At 59.1% G+C, this 14,662-nt stretch carries 15 protein-coding genes; 12 read left to right on the forward strand and 3 right to left on the reverse strand.

Going from position 1 to position 14,662, the window contains the following annotated elements; translation table 11 throughout:
• Positions 1–8: 8 nt before the first annotated feature.
• Positions 9–1,502, forward strand: a complete 1,494-nt coding sequence (locus NA8A_RS02155; protein ID WP_009755747.1) for a tripartite tricarboxylate transporter permease — start codon at positions 9–11, stop codon at positions 1,500–1,502.
• A 30-nt stretch (positions 1,503–1,532) separates the two neighbouring features.
• On the forward strand, positions 1,533–2,732 hold the full coding sequence (locus NA8A_RS02160; RefSeq protein WP_009755748.1) for a pyridoxal phosphate-dependent aminotransferase: 1,200 nt from the start codon (positions 1,533–1,535) through the stop codon (positions 2,730–2,732).
• Between the two features lie 195 nt (positions 2,733–2,927).
• Here NA8A_RS02160 and NA8A_RS02165 read toward each other — a convergent pair whose 3' ends face one another.
• Both NA8A_RS02165 and NA8A_RS02170 read right to left on the reverse strand, forming a co-directional pair.
• Positions 2,928–3,191 carry a hypothetical protein gene (locus NA8A_RS02165; RefSeq protein ID WP_009755749.1) on the reverse strand — a complete coding sequence of 88 codons (264 nt, stop codon included), beginning with the start codon at positions 3,189–3,191 and terminating at the stop codon, positions 2,928–2,930.
• Between the two features lie 186 nt (positions 3,192–3,377).
• Complete coding sequence (locus NA8A_RS02170; protein WP_009755750.1) at positions 3,378–4,286, reverse strand: LysR family transcriptional regulator; 909 nt, start codon at positions 4,284–4,286, stop codon at positions 3,378–3,380.
• A gap of 171 nt (positions 4,287–4,457) precedes the next feature.
• Between NA8A_RS02170 and NA8A_RS02175 the strand changes: the two genes are divergently transcribed.
• From NA8A_RS02175 to argE, 8 genes are all read left to right on the forward strand, one after another.
• Positions 4,458–4,871: a RidA family protein gene (locus NA8A_RS02175; protein WP_009755751.1), complete on the forward strand. Its 414-nt coding sequence runs from the start codon at positions 4,458–4,460 to the stop codon at positions 4,869–4,871.
• 87 nt (positions 4,872–4,958) lie between these two features.
• Positions 4,959–5,741 carry a transporter substrate-binding domain-containing protein gene (locus tag NA8A_RS02180; protein WP_009755752.1) on the forward strand — a complete coding sequence of 261 codons (783 nt, stop codon included), beginning with the start codon at positions 4,959–4,961 and terminating at the stop codon, positions 5,739–5,741.
• A gap of 51 nt (positions 5,742–5,792) precedes the next feature.
• Positions 5,793–7,184, forward strand: coding sequence for an MmgE/PrpD family protein (locus tag NA8A_RS02185; protein ID WP_009755753.1), 1,392 nt, complete (start codon positions 5,793–5,795; stop codon positions 7,182–7,184).
• A gap of 7 nt (positions 7,185–7,191) precedes the next feature.
• Positions 7,192–7,872, forward strand: a complete 681-nt coding sequence (locus NA8A_RS02190) for an amino acid ABC transporter permease (protein WP_009755754.1) — start codon at positions 7,192–7,194, stop codon at positions 7,870–7,872.
• On the forward strand, positions 7,869–8,519 hold the full coding sequence (locus tag NA8A_RS02195; RefSeq protein WP_009755755.1) for an amino acid ABC transporter permease: 651 nt from the start codon (positions 7,869–7,871) through the stop codon (positions 8,517–8,519). The genes NA8A_RS02190 and NA8A_RS02195 overlap by 4 nt, the downstream gene beginning before the upstream one ends.
• Before the next feature lie 192 nt (positions 8,520–8,711).
• Complete coding sequence (locus tag NA8A_RS02200) at positions 8,712–9,422, forward strand: amino acid ABC transporter ATP-binding protein (protein WP_235823079.1); 711 nt, start codon at positions 8,712–8,714, stop codon at positions 9,420–9,422.
• Positions 9,423–9,506: 84 nt separating this feature from the next.
• Positions 9,507–10,478 (forward strand): agmatinase, encoded by a 972-nt coding sequence (locus NA8A_RS02205; protein ID WP_009755757.1) that lies wholly within the window; start codon positions 9,507–9,509, stop codon positions 10,476–10,478.
• A 42-nt stretch (positions 10,479–10,520) separates the two neighbouring features.
• Positions 10,521–11,645 carry an acetylornithine deacetylase gene (gene argE, locus NA8A_RS02210; RefSeq protein WP_009755758.1) on the forward strand — a complete coding sequence of 375 codons (1,125 nt, stop codon included), beginning with the start codon at positions 10,521–10,523 and terminating at the stop codon, positions 11,643–11,645.
• 18 nt (positions 11,646–11,663) lie between these two features.
• Here argE and NA8A_RS02215 read toward each other — a convergent pair whose 3' ends face one another.
• Positions 11,664–12,446 carry an IclR family transcriptional regulator gene (locus tag NA8A_RS02215; RefSeq protein WP_009755759.1) on the reverse strand — a complete coding sequence of 261 codons (783 nt, stop codon included), beginning with the start codon at positions 12,444–12,446 and terminating at the stop codon, positions 11,664–11,666.
• Between the two features lie 381 nt (positions 12,447–12,827).
• Between NA8A_RS02215 and NA8A_RS02220 the strand changes: the two genes are divergently transcribed.
• Entirely contained in the window at positions 12,828–13,340 is a 513-nt protein-coding gene (locus NA8A_RS02220; RefSeq protein ID WP_009755760.1) for a TRAP transporter small permease, read from the forward strand.
• 14 nt (positions 13,341–13,354) lie between these two features.
• Complete coding sequence (locus NA8A_RS02225) at positions 13,355–14,662, forward strand: TRAP transporter large permease (RefSeq protein WP_009755761.1); 1,308 nt, start codon at positions 13,355–13,357, stop codon at positions 14,660–14,662.

Consider the following 14,662-nt stretch of genomic DNA (forward strand, 5'->3'; position numbering starts at 1 on the left):
AGAGACCCATGGAAGCGCTCTTGGTCGCCGCTTCGAACGTATTTTCCCCGGAAGCCCTGCTCGTGCTGGTGATTGGCACGGTGGTCGGTCTTTTCGTCGGTGCGTTGCCGGGGCTTTCGTCCACGATGGGCGTCGCGCTGTGCATCCCCATCACCTTCGGCATGGACCCGGCGATTGCGCTGGTTCTGCTTGGCGCCATCTATTGCAGTTCTGTCTTCGGCGGCTCGATCACGGCAATCCTGTTGCGCACGCCGGGAACGGATGCCTCCATCGCCACCACTTTCGATGGATATCCGATGGCGCAGCGCGGCGAGGGCACCAAAGCCATCGGAATGGCGCTCGTCGCCTCGCTGGTGGGCGGTGTGTTCAGCGCGCTCGTGCTGTTGTTCGTGGCGCCGCCGCTGTCCAGGCTTGCCCTGCTCTTCGGCCCTCAGGAATATGTTTTCCTGGCGATCTTCGGCATGGTGTCGATTATTGGCGTGGCCAGCGGCCAGGCGCTGAAAGGTTTTGTCACCGCTGCGCTCGGGTTGCTGCTGGCGACCATTGGCCTCGATCTTTTCACCGGCTATCCACGCCTGACACTCGGGCAGGACGAATTGCTCGACGGTCTCCCCCTGCTGCCGGCGCTGATAGGCATCTTTTCCGTGTCGCAGGCACTTTCGTTGTGCATCTCGAATGAAGGCGCGGCTGCGGACAAGCCGATGCTCGATGTGAAGGGAAAGGTCCTGCCCGAATGGGCAGTGTTGCGCCGTGTTGCGCGCACGCTTCTGCGCTCCTCCGTCATCGGCTCGATCATCGGCATTCTGCCGGGCGCGGGGACAAGTGTGGCCGCCTTCATCAGCTATAACGAGGCCCGCAGGCATTCCGCACATCCGGAGCGCTTCGGCAAGGGCGAGATCGAAGGCGTTGCGGCCCCCGAAGCCGCTAACAACGCGGTCACCGGCGGTTCGCTCGTGCCGACCCTGACGCTCGGTATTCCCGGCAATGCGGTGACGGCGGTGTTTGTCGGTGGCCTGACGATCCACGGGCTGATCCCGGGGCCGAAACTGTTCACGCAATATGCCGATGTCACCTACACGCTGATCCTTTCGCTGATCCTCGCAAACATCCTGTTTGCCCTGGTCGGGCTCGTCTCCGCGCCGTGGATTTCGCGTGTCATTCGCGTTCCCAATGCGGTGCTCGGGCCGGCGATCATCGTCTTCAGCGTTGTCGGTTCCTATGCGTTGCGCAACAGCCTTTTCGATGTCTGGCTGGTTCTGGGGTTCGGCGTTGTCGGCTTTTTCATGGAACGTTGGCGTTTCCCCGGCGCGCCGCTGGTGATTGCACTCGTTCTGGGGCCGATCCTCGAAACGAACTTCCGCCGGTCGATGCAGATATCGGGTGGCGACTGGACAACCTTTTTCACCCGGCCGTTCTCGCTGCTGCTGATCGCGCTGATCGTCGTTTCGCTCTGCTATCCGCTGATTTCGCGGTGGCGCGGTGGCAAGCGACTGCTCGGCTGAAACTGTCTTTCTGTTTTTAATGAGGATGAGATGACACTTGTCGCCTCGCGCATGGCGCGCGTCCAACCTTCGGCCAGCGGCATGGCCGCCATGCGTGCCCGGCAGCTGATTGCCGCTGGTCACGACATCATCAGCCTCACCGTGGGTGAGCCGGACTTCGATACGCCCGACCACATCAGGGCGGCAGGAGAGGCCGCGATCCGCAACGGTCAGACCCGCTACACCAATGTCGACGGTATCCCGGCATTGAAGCAGGCTGTGGCGCGAAAGTTTCTCCGCGAAAACGGCCTGAGCTACGAGAACAACCAGATCGTCATTGCCTCCGGCGCGAAGCAGGTCATCTTCAACGCATTCCTTGCTTCCGTCGATCCCGGCGACGAGGTCATCATTCCCGCGCCCTATTGGGTGTCCTATCCCGACATGGTGCGCCTGGCCGGTGGCGAGCCGGTGGAAGTGAAGTGCCCCGCCGCGGATGGTTTCAAGCTGACACCGGAACGTCTGGAGGCGGCGATTACGCCGCGAACCAAGCTGCTGGTGCTGAACTCGCCCGGAAACCCCTCCGGCGCGGTTTACACGCGCGATGAACTCAAGGCGCTTGGTGAGGTTCTGCTCCGGCACGAGCGCGTCGGAATTGTCAGCGACGAAATCTACGAGCACATCACATTCGGCAATGTGCGGTTTGAAAGCATCGCAGCAGCCGAGCCGCGACTGGCGAACAGGACGCTCGTGGTGAACGGTGTATCGAAAGCGTATGCGATGACCGGCTGGCGCATCGGTTACGGGGCAGGACCGGCCGATCTGATCAAGGAAATCGTCAAGCTGCAATCCCAGAGCACTTCCAGCGCCTCCTCCATCAGTCAGGCGGCGGCACTTGCTGCGCTGGAAGGGCCTCAGGATGAGGTGCACAGGAATTGCAGCGTCTTCGAAAGGCGCATGAAGATCATCCGTGCCGCATTGAACGAGGCCGGCCTGTTCTGCGAGGAACCCGGTGGTGCGTTTTACGTCTATGCCGACTGCAGCGCATATATCGGCAAGAAGCGGCCGGATGGGCGCGTGATCGAAACCGACACGGATTTTGCGGAATATCTTCTTGAGGAGGCGAAGGTGGCTGTAATCGCCGGCACGGCATACGGCCTTTCCCCCTTCGTGCGTTTAAGCTTCGCCGTTGCGGACGATCGGCTTGCGGAAGCTGGCTCACGCATTTTGAGCGCTTGCCGGAAACTCGCATAGCCGAAGGCCGTTCGACGGAACCAGCTTGTTGCTAAGGGCGAGCAGGTGCTGAAATGCGCCGCTCGCCCGGAAGTCCGGGAGGCGGCTTTCTCTTGGATCGGTTCACCGTTTCGCGGAAACCCCGAACCGATCTATCTCTTTGTTTTTCCGCATTCATGCAGACGTCAGGTGGTTTCACCTGACTGCAAAATGCTCTTAGCGGGCCTTGTCGATGCGAAGGGCGTGTTCGCCGTCCCTGAAAGTGCCGAGCTTTCCATCGACGGTGCGCTCCGTGCCCCATCCGGGGTTCGGGCAGCTCACATTCGATGCCGAGCAGCTGTAACCCGCAGTCACCTCGCGCCCGCCATGCATCTCCTTGACGTAGCATTTTCCGTAATGCTTCGTTCCCGTCGCAGCCTGGGCCACGCCCAGCACCACAAGGTTGGCGACAATAGCGATTGCGATTTTCCCGACAGACATCTTGCTGCTCTCCTCCGGTTGTTGATGACGAGCGGCAAGGTGAACGATACCAAATGAACGCTTTCTGTGAGGAAGGTTCATTGCCTGTTCAGTCAAGGAGATTGGCAAAGACCCCTTATCTGAAGTTTCTTCTTCTGAAGATTTCAGGAGATGAGGTACTTTTCTCAAAAATGTGTGTTTTCCTGCTCAGAATGCGCGCTTGTGCGGTCGAAGCGGAATTGTCTTGCTTCCGTGAATTCTGTCGAGAATATCCAGGAACACTTTTATTCTATAGCTGGGAGGGCGCAGCGAAGACGCAATCGCACAGCCAGTGTGCTGGAATTTCGGGCTGTCGGGAGCTTCAACCAGGCTGAACCTCTTCTCGATCAACTGGGCATAGTTCGTCGGCAGCAAGCCCTGATAATGCCCGGTCGCAATCATCGCAGCCACGGAGTCCAGGCCGGTTGCTTCAGGCCCCCTTTGATAGCGCCCGATCCTGAGCGTTTCTTCGACATAAGGGTGTGGCCGATAGACCAGCGGAAGATACTCTATCTCCGCATCCTTGACCCGGCTTGAGACGAATATGCGATGAATTTCCGTGTAGAGCGGCAAATAGGAGAGATCGCGATCCCCTCGATAGTTCCCGCGGATGATCAGGTCGACACGCCCGTCTCTCAGCGCGAGTTCCAGCTCGGGGAATGTCATCACGTAAATCTGAGGTTCGACATTTGGAGCCCGGTCCCGCATGGCCTCCAATGCTTCAGGCAGCCTGCAGCCTGGATGGGTGAGTGTGTGCTCCCCGAGGCCAATCGCCAGCCGCCCCGACAAGACGCCGTGTACCGCATCGATCTCCGGGCGGATGCGGCTCAACGCCTGTAACGCAGCGGAAGCCAGGTCGAGCGCAACTATGCCTTCCGCAGTCAACCGGAAGCCGCTTGGCCCGCGTTCGCACAATTTCACGCCAAGCCTCTCTTCGACCTCCCGGACATGACGACTGATCGAAGGCTTTGACATCGCCAGCTTTTTCTCGGCAGCCGCGAAGCCTCCTGCCTCCGCTACCCCGCAGAACACCCGAAGAGACCGCAGATTGCGTTCATCAAAGTCAAGTTTCCTCATATTTGAAAGGTATTGAAAAATGAAACTTAGGCAACAAAAAAATCGCTTTTCGAAATGATGATGCCTTCATAACATTTCCTCGTGGCCGGCTGCTGATCGGAAGGCTGACCCACCCTGATCGCGACTTGAGAAGTAAGTTGCGAATGAAAAGTATTCCATAGGAAGAATTCGATGGCGCATACGCGAATCCGAAAATTCAATACAAAAGAAACATACCCTGAACAGAAGATCGATAATGATCTGTGTCAGGCGGTTGTCGCTCGTGGAACCACGGTATACTTGCGTGGCCAGATCGGTCAGAATCTGGATACTTCCGAATGTGTTTGTGTCGGTGATGTCGCCGGGCAGACAGAGCAGGCAATGAAAAACATCGACATGCTGCTCAAGGAATGCGGAAGCCAGCTCGATCATATCTGCAAGCTGACCATCTACATCTCCGATCCGCGTTACCGGGAGGACGTGTACCGTGTGGTCGGCCGTTGGCTGAAGGGTGTATTCCCGGTCTCGACCGGCATCGTCGTCACGGCGTTCGCACGGACCGAGTACCTGGTTGAGGTGGACGCCACGGCCGTTATCCCGGACTGAGCGCATGCCTCGGATGAGGAGAGTGTTGCCGCAGGGATAACCTGCGGCATCGTAGCAAGACCAAAAATCAATAAAGGGGAACTTATCATGAAGACCAAACTATTCATCGCAGCCATGGCCGCGTTGGTCACCTCATTCGTGGCCGCGCCCGCGTCCGCGGATATGCTCGACGACATCATCGCAAGAAAGACGATCCGCGTTGCGGTTCCTACCGATTATCCTCCGTTCGGTTCTGTCGGAAGCGATATGCAGCCGCAGGGCATGGATATCGACATGGCGAGGTTGATCGCAAAAAGCCTGGGCGTCGAAGTCGAGCTTATCCCGGTAACGGCGCCGAACCGCGTGGCCTATCTGCAGACCGGCAAGTCGGACCTCACCATCTCGTCCCTCGGCAAGACGGAAGAGCGGGCCAAGGTCATCGATTTCAGCATCGCCTATTCTCCATTCTTCGATGCCGTATTCGGCGCCAAGAACCCGCCTATCGAAAAGCATGAGGACCTGACCGGTCATACCATCGCAGTGACCCGCGGTTCGATGCAGGACCAGGAATTGGAAGAACTCGCACCGGGTGCCGTGGTGAAGCGGTTCGAAGACAACAACAGCACGATAGCAGCATTCATTTCCGGCCAGGTGGCGATGTTTGCCTCCGGCACGCCGGTTGCCGCCGCCATCAAGAAGCGCTCGCCCGATCTCGATCTCGAGCTGAAGATCGTTCTGGCAAACTCGCCGTGCTATGTCGGTGTCGCGAAGGGCGAAACGCGCCTTCTGGAGAAGGTGAACTCCATCATTCGCGAAGCCAAGGCCAGTGGCGAAATCGACCGCCTGTCGCTCCAGTGGCTGGGTGCACCGAGCGGCGACCTGCCTGAATAACAGCGTTCTGGACCTGTCTCGTTTCCGGTTCACGCAGGAATGATCGTGGCGATGAAAGCTTCCCGCAATGCTTCGGCATTGCTTGCGGAATGGGCAAGCAATGTGCGCACATCCGATATCCCCGACAAGGTCAGGGCCGTTGCACGCACCTGTGTGACGGACACCATCGGGGTCGCCATGGCGGGAACTGCTTCGCCGGTTTCCTCCCTGGCGCGACAGGTCGCGCTGGAGAATGCGGGCCCCGGCTGGGCCGATGTTCTGGGGGCGGGAACGAAATGTTCGGCATCGGCGGCAGCGTTCTGCAATGGCGTTGCCGCCCATGCGCTCGATTTCGACGACAATTGCTATGCTGGCTTCGTCCATGGCTCCGCCATTATCGTTCCCGCAGCGCTTGCCGTCGCCCAGGAGCGGGATTTGACGGGGGCTGACCTCGTCACGGCCATCGTTGTCGGTGCGGAATGCGAATATGCGGTGGGCGCGGCTGCCGGGGTCGATCTTTACGAAAAAGGGTGGTGGACGACTGGCCTGCTTGGCCCCATAGGCGCAGGTGTCGCTGTCGGGCGGCTCCTTGGGCTGGATGCAGAGGCGATGCAGTCCTGTATCGGTTTTGCGGTTGCCGGTGCCGGCGGCACGAAAGCCTGTTTCGGAACGGATGCGAAAGCCCTGATGGCCGGGGCGGCGAGCGAAGCGGGCGTGAAGTGGGCACTTCTCGCTTCCCGCGGCGCGAATGGTCCGGTCGATGCATTTTCGCATGTGGCGGGGTTTGCCAACCTCTTCAACAATTCGATCTTCAACGTCGAGGAAGTTGCCCGGCTGGGTACCGACTGGCGCCTTGTCGAGCCGGGCATCGACATCAAGAAATACCCGGTATGCCTGTCCTCCCACGCCGCGATCAACGTTGTTTCCGGCATTGTGAGGCGGGAGGGCATTGCCGCTGCCGATATTCAGGAAATCGTCTGCGACGTGCCGCCCGTCGTCGTGGCCAATCTCATCTATGTTTCTCCGGAAACGGTGAGGGAAGCGCAATTCAGCATGGAGTTCGCAGTGGCTGCGGCCGCGTGTTTCGGCGAACTCGGTCTCGACCAGCTAAAGCCGGAAATACTGCACAGCGAAGAGGTTCGGGCGCTGATGGCGCGCGTCCGTATGCTCAGCGGGCCCGACTGGGACCTGCCGCGCCGTATCGCTGCTCCTGAAGGAGCCTCGATCCTGCTGACGCTGAAGGACGGACGCCGGTTTTCAGGCTTCTGTTCGCATGCCCCCGGAACGGCGGCGAACCCTCTGCCTGCCGAAGAGATCGAGACAAAATTCCTGGGCTGCACGCAAACCGTCCTGGGCGCCCGTCCCGCCCGCGATCTCTTGCAGGCGCTCAATCTTCTCGATGCGGATGTACCGGTTCGCGATCTTTTAAAACCCGTTTTCCCGGGAGCACAGAAATGCGGCTGATCCAAACATGAGTCTATCGAGTTTCATCGACGTTCTGTCAGCATGGCCCAGTCTTCTCAACGGGCTGATGATGACCATCGTTATCACGGCCGTGGCCTCCTTCCTCGGTGTTTGCCTTGGCACATTGTGTGCTTGGGGAAGCCTGAAAGCTCCGAAATTCCTGCGGATCATCATTCGCTGTTACGTCGAGTTCACGAGGAACACGCCGTTCCTGGGGCAGATATTCTTCATCTTTTTCGGGCTGCCCACGCTGGGGCTGAAGATGAACAGTCTGACCGCCGCCATCGTGGCGATGACGTTCAATCTCACGGCCTATGCCTGTGAAATCATTCGGGCGGGGATCGAGGCCACGCCTCGAGGTCAGTTCGAGGCCTCCGGCGCCTTGGGGCTGAAGCCGGTTCAGACCTTCTTCCTCGTGGTGATCCCGCCCGCATTCCAGCGTGTCTGGCCAGCCATGACGAGCCAGCTCGTGATCATTCTGCTCGCTTCGGCGCTGTGCAGCCAGATCTCGGTCGCTGAGCTTTCGTATGTCGCCAACGTCATAGCAAGCCGGACCTTCAGGAACTTCGAAGCCTATATCGTCGTGACGATCCTCTATCTGTTCCTCGCCATCCTCTTCAGGAAGCTGTTGGTTTGGGTCGGACACCAGTTCGTGTTTGGGCATTTCGGAACGGTGGGGCAACGATGATCAGCGATTTCTCGACCTGGGATATTTTCCGGAATCTCATCGCGGCTGTGCCGTGGACGATCTATCTTTCGTTGATTGCCTTTGTCGGTGGGGCCTCGCTCGCCCTCCTTCTTCTGGTCTTGCGGCTCACCTATCCCCGTACCCTGTCCCGGCCAATCAGCCTCTATGTGAGCGTTTTCCAGGGCACACCTCTGCTCATGCAGCTGTTCCTGGTCTATTTCGGGTTGGCGCTGATCGGGTTGCAGACAACGCCGCTTCTGGCAGCCAGCCTTTGCCTGTGGATTTATAGCAGCGCCTACCTGACCGAGACCTGGTATGGCTGCGTGCTCGCAATTCCCAAGGGGCAGTGGGAGGCGTCCTCGAGCCTCGGTTTGAAAAGCTGGCCGCAGATGCGGCTCATTATTCTGCCGCAGGCCGTGCGCATTTCGGTGCCGCCGACGGTCGGAATCCTGGTGCAGGTCGTCAAGAACACGTCGCTTGCCTCCATCGTTGGTTTCGTGGAGCTGACGCGGGCCAGCCAGATGATCGCAAACGCTACCTTCGAGCCGTTCCTGGTCTATGGCGCGGTGTCGCTCATCTATTTCGTGATCTGTTTTTCGATCTCTCTCGGCGGCAAATGGGTCGAGGAGAGGACGAAGATTGCATGAGCCCGCCGCGCTTTTGAAAGCCAGTGAACAACGCAATTTTCCTGTCGGGCGGTCATCTCGACCCGCCGGGCACTGGACGACTTATGTGAGGTATTGAACCAAATGGAACCTGCTCTTGTTACGGCCAAGGCTGGCGCGCCGAAATTCCGACCGGACACCGGCGGCGCCGGGGCGGCCATAGAAATCTTCAACATGAACAAATGGTTTGGGGATTTTCAGGTTTTACGCGACATCAATCTGACGGTCATGAAGGGCGAACGCATCGTCATCGCCGGGCCGTCCGGTTCCGGCAAGTCGACCATGATCCGCTGCATCAATCGCCTGGAAGAGCATCAGAAAGGAAGGATAGTTGTTGGAGGCATCGAACTCACCGACGATCTGAAGAAGATCGATGAGGTGCGCCGGGAAGTCGGCATGGTCTTCCAGCACTTCAATCTCTTCCCGCATCTGACGATCCTGGAAAACTGCACGCTCGCTCCGATCTGGGTGCGGGGGATGTCGAAGAAGGCCGCGGCGGAAGTGGCCATGCACTATCTGGAACGGGTCAAGATTCCAGAACAGGCAAACAAGTATCCGGGACAGCTTTCGGGTGGGCAGCAGCAGCGTGTCGCCATCGCCCGCTCGCTTTGTATGAAGCCTCAGATCATGCTGTTCGACGAGCCGACATCCGCTCTTGACCCGGAAATGGTCAAGGAGGTGCTCGACACGATGGTTTCGCTCGCCGACGAAGGCATGACCATGCTTTGCGTCACGCATGAAATGGGTTTCGCCCGTCAGGTCGCTGACCGGGTGATCTTCATGGATGAAGGCAGGATCGTCGAGGAGAATGCCCCGGCCGAGTTTTTCGACAACCCGCAGCACGAGCGGACAAAACTCTTTCTCAGCCAGATTCTTGGGCACTGAATACAGCAATGACGAGGCAGCGCGCGGTCATCGCCCTCAGCGATGAAACGCAGGAGCCTGCCTGGACAATTCAAGGAGGAAATTATGCCGCTTACAATTCCCGCAAAGGCCGAGCACCGGACGTTCCTGTATTCGGAGCCATGTCTCGATCTGGATGCGCTCTCTGCCGATATCGCCTATCTGGGAATTCCCTATGGGGCATCCTACACCTTCGGCGAAATCGCCAATGACCAGAGCCGCGGCGCTTTGGCCATGCGCCGGGCGACCGACAGAATCCTCCGCTCGATAGAGCGATATGATTTCGACCTTGGCGGCCCGATGTATGACCATCGACCCATTCGCGCAGTCGACTGCGGCGATGTATATGCCGATCCGCGCGAGCATGGGGATCATCTTCAGCGTGCCGAGGAGGTTGTCCGCAAGATCGTGGCTTCGGGTGCGCTGCCGATCATACTGGGTGGCGATCACTCGATTCCCATACCGGTTATAAAGGCACTCGACACGGAGGGGCCGATCACGCTCATCCAGCTGGATCAGCACCTTGATTGGCGTGAGGAAATCAACGGCGTTACGCAGGGCCTGTCCAGCCCGATCCGCCGGGCATCCGAGATGGATCATGTCGGCGAGATTTTTCAGATCGGGCTGCACGCAACCGGCAGCGGGCGTCAGGAAGAGTTCGACGCAGCGGAAGCCTATGGCGCACATCTCGTATCGGCCTATGATCTGCATGATCACGGTGTCGAGCCTGTCCTGGACATGATCCCCGATGGCGGTCGTTATTACATCACGGTCGATCTGGATGCCTTCGAGCCTGGGGTCGCCCCCGGCGTCGCCGCGCCATGTGCCGGCGGCATGACCTTCCTGCAGGCGCGCAAACTGATCCACGGTCTCGTCAAGAAGGGCAGGGTTGTCGGGATGGATGTCGTGGAGATCACGCCTGCGACCGACGTCAATCAGATTACCTGCATAACGGCGGGGCGCTTGATCGTGAACCTGATCGGCGCGGCGGTGCGCGCCAACTATTTTGAAGGTCGCGCCGGCAAGAGCGGCGTGTGAAAGCGCGCAATCCGGACGGTCTCCTGAAGTTGGAAAATCTAAATGAACGCTGTTGAGATACTTGACCAGTTGATCGGCTTTCCGTCGGTCGTCGGAACAGGCAATGGCGACATAGTCGACTGGATTTCCCGCTATCTGGAAAGTCACGGCATCACGGCCTCGGTCCTGCCCGGCCCGGAGGGCGACAGGTCTAATCTCTTTGCGACCATCGGGCCGGCCGATCGGCCCGGTTACATTTTCTCGGGCCACATGGATGTGGTTCCCGCCGGTGAGGCGGAGTGGTTATCCGATCCCTTTTGCCTGAGAGAAGAGACCGGTCGTCTTTATGGGCGCGGTACAACGGACATGAAGGGGTTTCTTGCCGCGGTCCTGGCAAGCACCCCCATGCTTCAATCATTGAAATTGGAGCGCCCCATTCATATCGCCTTCTCCTATGACGAGGAGGCAGGGTGCCGCGGCGTTCCGCACATGATATCGAGATTGCCGGAGCTTTGTGCAAAGCCCGTTGGCGCAATCATTGGCGAGCCCAGCGGCTTGCAGGCGGTTCGTGCGCACAAGGGCAAGGCGGCTGCTCGGGTGACGGTAAGGGGACGTTCCGGTCATTCGTCGCGCCCGGATCTCGGTGTGAATGCAATCCACGTCATGACCAGGGTTATGGCGAGGGCTGTCGCAGAAGCGGAACGCCTGACGCAGGGCCCTTTCGAGGAGACCTTTGCACCCCCTTATTCCTCCTTGCAGATCGGCAGGGTGGGAGGGGGACAGGCGCTTAATATCATCCCCGAACTCTGCACGGTCGAAATTGAGGCCCGCGCCATATCTGGAGTTCGACCGGAAGAGCTGCTGCAGGCGGTTCGCGACGAGGTGGAAGCGCTTGCGGACAGCGGCATCGATATAGAGTGGACATCGCTGAGTGCTTATCCCGCACTGTTCCTTCCCCAAGACACCTCGCTGGTTGCCCTTCTGGAACAGGCCACCGGCAAGCCATCGCGCGCCGCTGTGAGCTTTGGAACCGAGGCGGGGCTGTTTCAGGGCGCGGGCATTGATGCCATCATCTGCGGCCCAGGTGACATCGGCCGCGCACACAAGGCAAATGAGTTCATCGAGCTGGACGAACTGATGGCCTGCCAGAGATTGATCGAGACCCTGGGCAGAACCTGTACCGGATAACACCCGGCGCTCTCGAAACTATTGATAGCAGAGCTGCAGCCTTTCTGCTGCCGAAAGCAATGAGGGGAGGTGCTGTCGCAGGTCCGAGATTTTCATCCGGGCGCTCGGCGCCGCTATGGCCAATGCCAGCGCCGGCTTTTGCTCGCCGAGTGAAATCGGGACAGCCATTCCGATCACGCCGTCGAGATATTCTTCATTGTCGAAGGCTATGCCGAGAGCCGACACCCGGGAGAGCTCCGCCCGCAACTCATCGCGGTCGATGATCGTGTTGTCGGTGAATTTCTGCAGGGCAAGGGTATCGATGTATTTGTCCTGCTGCTTTGACTGCAACTGGCTCAGGAGCACTTTGCCGATGGCGGAACAGTGCAAGGGAACCTGGCTTCCCGCCTCCAGTCGAAGCGACAAGGGCCATGTCGCTTCGACACGGTCGACATACATCGCCCGGCCATTCGCGATGATGCCGACATTGCAGGTTTCCTTTGTTTCCTCCGCAAGCTGAAGCAGGATATCGTGCCGGGGGCCGCGATGCGCGGCGTTGATGATGACCGACAGCGCCATGTCCAGAAGCTCGTCGCCCTCGATCAGGTGAGAGCGTTTGGGCTCCCGCTTGAGCATGCCGAGCTTGATCAGATTGCTGATTATTCGGTTGGCGGTCGGACGCGGCAGGGAAAGTGCCTCCGCGATCTGGGCAACGGATGGCGAGAAGTAAGGATCCCGCACAACGAGCCTCATTACCTCCAGGGATTTTTGAAGCGGACCAGTGGCGTCCTTGTTTTCCTGGCTGCGGCTGGTCTTCTTCATGGGCGGGTCACGTCTCCGGATGCTGAATCGGCTCATTTTTTGATTGCATATAGAGGATATTTCGATCCGGGCCAATAATACCTTGTGCGCTTCCGCGGCGAGCGTTCTCGCTTGCGTGTCTCGCTTAAGCCCGGGTGAAGGCACTTGATCCCCTGCTTTCGCAACAATTGAAATGCATGCGAGGCGCCTCCGCCGCTTCCGCAACCGATAGAGAAACTCTCTCACAAGTTGATTGACAACGTATCATTTAACGATACGATTAGATCAAAATAATGATACAAAATTTAGCGTCTCACCGAGGAGGACGGTTATGTACGCTGAAAGTCGCACTATCGGGCGCATTGCGCTGGCGCTTGGCGTCGGCAGGGAGGGGCGCCCGAAATGAAGCATCTCTCGCGCTTTCTACGCAATGGCGAACGCTGGGCCATGCTGTGGCTGTATGCCTATGTCGTTCTCGTTATCGTCATCGAGGTTATCCGCCGCTTCGCCTTTGGATACTCGTCCCTGTGGGGAGAGGAGGCGGCCCGTTATGCCTTTGTCTATCTGGTGTGGATCGGGGCGGCCGTTGGTGTCCGCAACCGCTCCCACATACGCTTCTCAGCAGTCCTCGACATGCTGCCGCCCAGGCCTGCGGCGGCGGTCAGCGCGGTCGGCAATGTTGCGATCATCATCTTCGCCTGCTTCGCGGTCTACTGGTCTCTGGAACCGATCGCGACGTCATTGAAATTCGGTTCGGTCACCGAGGGTTTGCGGCTGTCGCGCGCCTGGTTCCTCGTGGCTGTGCCTTTCGGTTTCTCGCTCGTCCTCCTGCACGCGTTCCAGGCCCTGGCGCAGGACGTTTCCGATTTCTGGCACCGGCGCGTGCCCGAAACCGGCGAAAAGCTCTTTGACTGAGGGGGAGGCAAACGATGTTGTATCAATCTTATGACGCCGGTATCGCGATCGGGTCGGACGTTCTGCTTTCGCTCGCTCTTCTGGCCGTGCTTTTCCTGCTTGCGGTGCCGGTGTGGATTGCGCTTGGCATATCCGCGCTCGTCATGCTGTGGTCGACAGGCGTTCTGCCTCTGTCCCTTTTGGGCGAGAGCCTGTTCGGGGGCGTCAATCATTACGCACTGATCGCCATACCGCTTTATCTGCTCACCGGCGATGCGCTGGTGCGATCCGGCCTGTCCAAGCAACTGCTTGACGTTGCTGAGGCAACGATGGGGTCGCTGCGCTCGGGAATGGGGACGTCGACCGTTTTGGGGTGCGGCTTCTTTTCCTGCATTTCCGGTTCGGATGCCGCCGGTTGCGCTGCCGTCGGCCGCATGACCTATTCCCGGCTCGTGGAGAAGGGGTATCCGCCAAATTATGCATCGGCGCTGGTCGCAGCCGGCGCCTGCACGGGGATTCTCATCCCGCCATCCATCGCCTACATCATCATCGGCATGATCCTCGGCGTGTCGGCTGCCAGCCTGTTCGTTGCCGCCATCGTGCCGGGCGTTCTGGTGCTGACAGCGATCATGGTCACGAATGTGGTCGTGAACCGGGTCTGCGGATATGAAAAGAGCGGTCAGTCGTTCTCCTTCCGCCGGTGGCTGGAAGCGGTCTGGGAGGCAAAATATGCCCTCTCCATTCCGTTGATCATCTTGGGTGGCATCTATTCGGGCATATTCACGCCCACGGAAGCCGCTGCGGTGGCGGTCATGGTGACCTTGCTGATCGGCTTCTACAAGAAGACGCTCACCTTCGCCGATATTCCGGACATGCTGTGGAGTTCGGCAAAGGTGAATGGCATCATCGTGCCGATCATCGCCGTTGCCCTGCCGCTCGCGCAGGCCCTGACGCTGGTGCATGTGCCCCAGAGCTTTGTGGGGATGATCACCTCTCTCACCGACGACCCGGTCTACATCGTCCTGCTGATGCTGGCTGTGCTGCTGGTGGCCGGTTGCTTCATGGAGGCCACCCCCAATATCGTGATCCTTGCCCCCATCATGTATCCGCTGGGCCAGGAAGTAGGGATGCATGAGATTCAGTTCTGCATCTTCATGATCACGGCGCTGGGCGTCGGTTTCATCACGCCGCCGCTGGGCCTCAACCTGTTCGTGATCTCGAGCATCACGGGTGGGTCGATCTTCTCCATCGCAGCGCGCTCAATTCCGTTCGTGATTGTGATGATCGGGGTTGTGCTGGCGATCGCATTCTTTCCCTCTCTTTCCACCTGGGCGTTCCAATGA

Source organism: Nitratireductor indicus C115 (assembly GCF_000300515.1).
GTDB lineage: Bacteria > Pseudomonadota > Alphaproteobacteria > Rhizobiales > Rhizobiaceae > Nitratireductor > Nitratireductor indicus.

What these genes read in the sequence shown, in the direction of transcription:
- NA8A_RS02155 (WP_009755747.1), top strand. Translation starts at nt 9, where the DNA reads ATGGAAGCGCTCTTGGTCGCCGCTTCGAACGTATTTTCCCCGGAAGCC.
- NA8A_RS02220 (WP_009755760.1), top strand. Translation starts at nt 12,828, where the DNA reads ATGAAGCATCTCTCGCGCTTTCTACGCAATGGCGAACGCTGGGCCATG.
- NA8A_RS02200 (WP_235823079.1), top strand. Translation starts at nt 8,712, where the DNA reads ATGAACAAATGGTTTGGGGATTTTCAGGTTTTACGCGACATCAATCTG.
- NA8A_RS02225 (WP_009755761.1), top strand. Translation starts at nt 13,355, where the DNA reads ATGTTGTATCAATCTTATGACGCCGGTATCGCGATCGGGTCGGACGTT.
- NA8A_RS02180 (WP_009755752.1), top strand. Translation starts at nt 4,959, where the DNA reads ATGAAGACCAAACTATTCATCGCAGCCATGGCCGCGTTGGTCACCTCA.
- NA8A_RS02175 (WP_009755751.1), top strand. Translation starts at nt 4,458, where the DNA reads ATGGCGCATACGCGAATCCGAAAATTCAATACAAAAGAAACATACCCT.
- NA8A_RS02170 (WP_009755750.1), bottom strand. Translation starts at nt 4,286, where the DNA reads ATGAGGAAACTTGACTTTGATGAACGCAATCTGCGGTCTCTTCGGGTG.
- NA8A_RS02160 (WP_009755748.1), top strand. Translation starts at nt 1,533, where the DNA reads ATGACACTTGTCGCCTCGCGCATGGCGCGCGTCCAACCTTCGGCCAGC.
- NA8A_RS02205 (WP_009755757.1), top strand. Translation starts at nt 9,507, where the DNA reads ATGCCGCTTACAATTCCCGCAAAGGCCGAGCACCGGACGTTCCTGTAT.
- argE (WP_009755758.1), top strand. Translation starts at nt 10,521, where the DNA reads ATGAACGCTGTTGAGATACTTGACCAGTTGATCGGCTTTCCGTCGGTC.
- NA8A_RS02215 (WP_009755759.1), bottom strand. Translation starts at nt 12,446, where the DNA reads ATGAAGAAGACCAGCCGCAGCCAGGAAAACAAGGACGCCACTGGTCCG.
- NA8A_RS02195 (WP_009755755.1), top strand. Translation starts at nt 7,869, where the DNA reads ATGATCAGCGATTTCTCGACCTGGGATATTTTCCGGAATCTCATCGCG.
- NA8A_RS02190 (WP_009755754.1), top strand. Translation starts at nt 7,192, where the DNA reads ATGAGTCTATCGAGTTTCATCGACGTTCTGTCAGCATGGCCCAGTCTT.
- NA8A_RS02185 (WP_009755753.1), top strand. Translation starts at nt 5,793, where the DNA reads ATGAAAGCTTCCCGCAATGCTTCGGCATTGCTTGCGGAATGGGCAAGC.
- NA8A_RS02165 (WP_009755749.1), bottom strand. Translation starts at nt 3,191, where the DNA reads ATGTCTGTCGGGAAAATCGCAATCGCTATTGTCGCCAACCTTGTGGTG.